Genomic DNA, 2,971 nt, shown 5'->3' on the forward strand with positions numbered 1-2,971 from the left:
GTCTATTATTTTCGGCTTGTTTTGCTTTCAGCTCCTTATTTATTTTATCTAAACATGGTTGACACTCTTCATAACCATTAACCCGAGCTCCACTTCCAGGATTGGGTGCTTCTTTATAATATTTACATCCTAATGACCGTATATTATGTGATTGTGCACTTGCCTGGGTAAAAAAGCTTGGTAACATAGAAAGTGATGCTACTAATCCTATTTTTTTAATTGTTTTCATGATCAAACTTCTGATAGTTATTATTTTTATAAAAGTATTTTTTTTATTTTTATCTTGAAATAGCTAGATATAGCTATAGAAATGACTTTTTTAATTGAATACCTATGTCGACCAATACTTGATGGATAAAGTGAATAAGCTCCAGGAAATCTGGGAAAAAATCTCAATAGCTGGGTCGGAGCAAATTGATATATCCCAAAAAGATATTATCAATCGATATATGGATATGTTTCATTTCGGAGAATATTTTTATGTCATCTTCAATACGCGTACTGCGGAAATGGAATATGTAAGTCCCAATGTGCAAAAAATACTCGGCTATAGCCCAAATGAATTTTATCTGAAAGTTGTCTTGGACAATATACATGCCGATGACTTGCCCTATTATTATCATTATGAACATAGTGCTGTACGGTTCTTTTCGGGATTGAAGGAAGATCAATTCTTCAAATATAAGTTTACCTATGACTATCGGTTAAAGACCAAAGAAGGCGTCTATAAAAGAGTTCAACAACAAATTGTTCCCATTTACTATTTTCCCGAAGGCGGAGTACGGACATTGGGCATTTTTACTGATCTATCACACCTGAATATTACGGGAATACCAAAACTCTCGTTTATAGGAATGCAAGATGCTGTTTCTTATTATAACGTACATCTTGAAAAAGAATTCAACATTTCAAACAAACTCTTTACCGATAAAGAACAGGAAATATTGGAATATATAATTCAAGGTAAAAAAAGTGAAGAAATAGCCCTCTTGATGGGACGCAGTATTTTTACCATAAGAAACCATCGCAAAAATATTCTACAAAAATCAAAGTGCAATAATCTGCAGGAACTATTGGTAAGGTCAATTAGAGAAGGTTGGGTATAAAATTTTGTTGTTGTTGTTTTATTTGATCGGCTGTTATTCATTGGTATAACCACGGTTTTCAACTTTCTTATTCGTGCCATATTCTACCAGAAAATTTATTTTAAACGCTTCCAAATCTTCCTAAATTTAAAAGCTGTGAAAATCGAAAACTACTTATGTCCAAACTCCACTTTATTTAATATCAATCCCGAGGCGGGTGCAATATATTCCATAACTTCTGTACTTTCCACTTCAAGACTTTTTGAAATATAATCTAAGGTGATTTCGTTGTTACCTAGCCGCACCAAAGTTCCCATCATCATCCTAATTTGGTTATGGCCAAAACCTTCTCCCCTTACTTTGAACACATATGATGTATCAGGAAAAAAACTAGCACTGAACATTTTATTATCTTCAATTTCACAAAAATCGATCGTTCTTATATATTTTCCATTTTCAGAAACTTTTGAACAGTAACCTTTAAAATTGTGAGTACCTTCAAAAAGCTTCGCACCTGTTTTCATTAATTCAACATCCAGAGCATCTCTAAAAGTCGTCATGATGGAAGCGCAAAATGGATGGGCTTTTTGACCATGAGAAAATACATATACATATTCTTTCATTGTGGCATCTTGGATGACGTTAAATTCAGCATCCACTTCAACCATAGATAAAACTCTGATATCTTGAGGTAAATAATAATTAAATTGCTCTAAAAAAACTCCAAAATCCAAAATCGGTTCTTCCATAAATAACTCGATCGCGGTCTCATTGGCAGATACCATGGCATCGGTTCGACCGGTAGCCAAAGTTTTAAAGGTTTTTTTCCGATCAAAGATAAAATTCAAGGTTTTGTCAATGGCTAAATGTAAGGTTTTAAGCTGCGGTTGTTTTTGCCAACCATGATAACGAAAACCCAAATACTGAATTGTTATAAGGTAAAAATAATTGTAATTCATGCCCCCAAAGGTATTGACAATTGCGGTATTTTAAAAAACAGACTTAGACTTCTCATGTTTTGAATTGAAAATCAATTCATATAAAAAACTATTTTCTATTATTTTCAGCTCGGGATTTAAGAATCCGCTCTACATCAGATAATCTAAAACCTTTGGCCTGAAGCAACATAAGATAATGAAAAAGCAGATCGGCACTTTCATTCAAAAACAAGTCGTCGTTATCATCTTTGGCTTCAATCACCAATTCAACAGCTTCTTCACCAACTTTTTGTGCCAATTTATTAATGCCTTTTGAAAACAGAGAGGCAACATACGAATTTTCAGGTGATGCACTCATACGACGCATTTCAATGGTTTTTTCAAGTTCAGATAAAAAACTGGAACTATTGGTTTGATTCCAGCAGGTATCCGATCCTTTATGACAAGTAGGACCTTGCGGATTAACTTGGATCAAAAGCGTATCTTGGTCACAATCTAATTGCATATCTACCAAATTTAAAAAATTGCCGCTTTCTTCACCTTTCGTCCATAATCGTTGTTTACTTCGACTATAAAAAGTGACCTTTTTCGTTTCTTGGGTTTTCTTTAAAGCAGCTTCATTCATATAACCCAACATCAAAACAGTTTTGGTTTTGGCATCCTGAATGATTGCAGGAATTAAATTATCGGAATTGTATGTGATTTCCATCTCTAAATTTTTACGTCGATATTATTATTTTTTAAAGTTGTTTTCAAATCTTTAATATTGATTTCACCAAAATGAAATACACTAGCGGCCAGCGCAGCATCACATTGCCCGATTTGAAAAGCATCAATAAAATGTTCAATTGTACCAGCACCACCTGATGCTATAATTGGGATATTTGAGTTGGTCGCTAATCTTTTCAATGCCTCAATAGGAAATCCGTTTTTTGTACCATCATGGTC

Annotated in this window: 5 protein-coding genes; 1 reads left to right on the forward strand and 4 read right to left on the reverse strand. The window is 33.8% G+C overall.

Annotated features, from left to right (window positions below; translation table 11 throughout):
- A partial coding sequence (locus VNJ50_RS01440) for a hypothetical protein (protein WP_325578355.1) occupies positions 1–229 on the reverse strand: 229 nt, incomplete at its 3' end.
- 94 nt (positions 230–323) lie between these two features.
- Between VNJ50_RS01440 and VNJ50_RS01445 the strand changes: the two genes are divergently transcribed.
- A complete protein-coding gene (locus VNJ50_RS01445) occupies positions 324–1,106 on the forward strand; it encodes a LuxR C-terminal-related transcriptional regulator (protein ID WP_325578357.1) in 783 nt (260 codons plus the stop codon).
- Positions 1,107–1,255: 149 nt separating this feature from the next.
- Here VNJ50_RS01445 and VNJ50_RS01450 read toward each other — a convergent pair whose 3' ends face one another.
- From VNJ50_RS01450 to VNJ50_RS01460, 3 genes are all read right to left on the reverse strand, one after another.
- Complete coding sequence (locus VNJ50_RS01450; protein WP_325578359.1) at positions 1,256–2,044, reverse strand: tRNA pseudouridine(38-40) synthase TruA; 789 nt, start codon at positions 2,042–2,044, stop codon at positions 1,256–1,258.
- Positions 2,045–2,132: 88 nt separating this feature from the next.
- Positions 2,133–2,732, reverse strand: coding sequence for a bifunctional phosphoribosyl-AMP cyclohydrolase/phosphoribosyl-ATP diphosphatase HisIE (hisIE, locus tag VNJ50_RS01455; protein ID WP_325578361.1), 600 nt, complete (start codon positions 2,730–2,732; stop codon positions 2,133–2,135).
- A gap of 2 nt (positions 2,733–2,734) precedes the next feature.
- The coding region (locus VNJ50_RS01460; RefSeq protein WP_325578363.1) for a HisA/HisF-related TIM barrel protein at positions 2,735–2,971 on the reverse strand (237 nt) is incomplete at its 5' end.

Origin of the sequence: Gelidibacter sp. (assembly GCF_035577925.1) — a bacterium.
GTDB lineage: Bacteria > Bacteroidota > Bacteroidia > Flavobacteriales > Flavobacteriaceae > Gelidibacter.

What these genes read in the sequence shown, in the direction of transcription:
- VNJ50_RS01450 (WP_325578359.1), bottom strand. Translation starts at nt 2,044, where the DNA reads ATGAATTACAATTATTTTTACCTTATAACAATTCAGTATTTGGGTTTT.
- hisIE (WP_325578361.1), bottom strand. Translation starts at nt 2,732, where the DNA reads ATGGAAATCACATACAATTCCGATAATTTAATTCCTGCAATCATTCAG.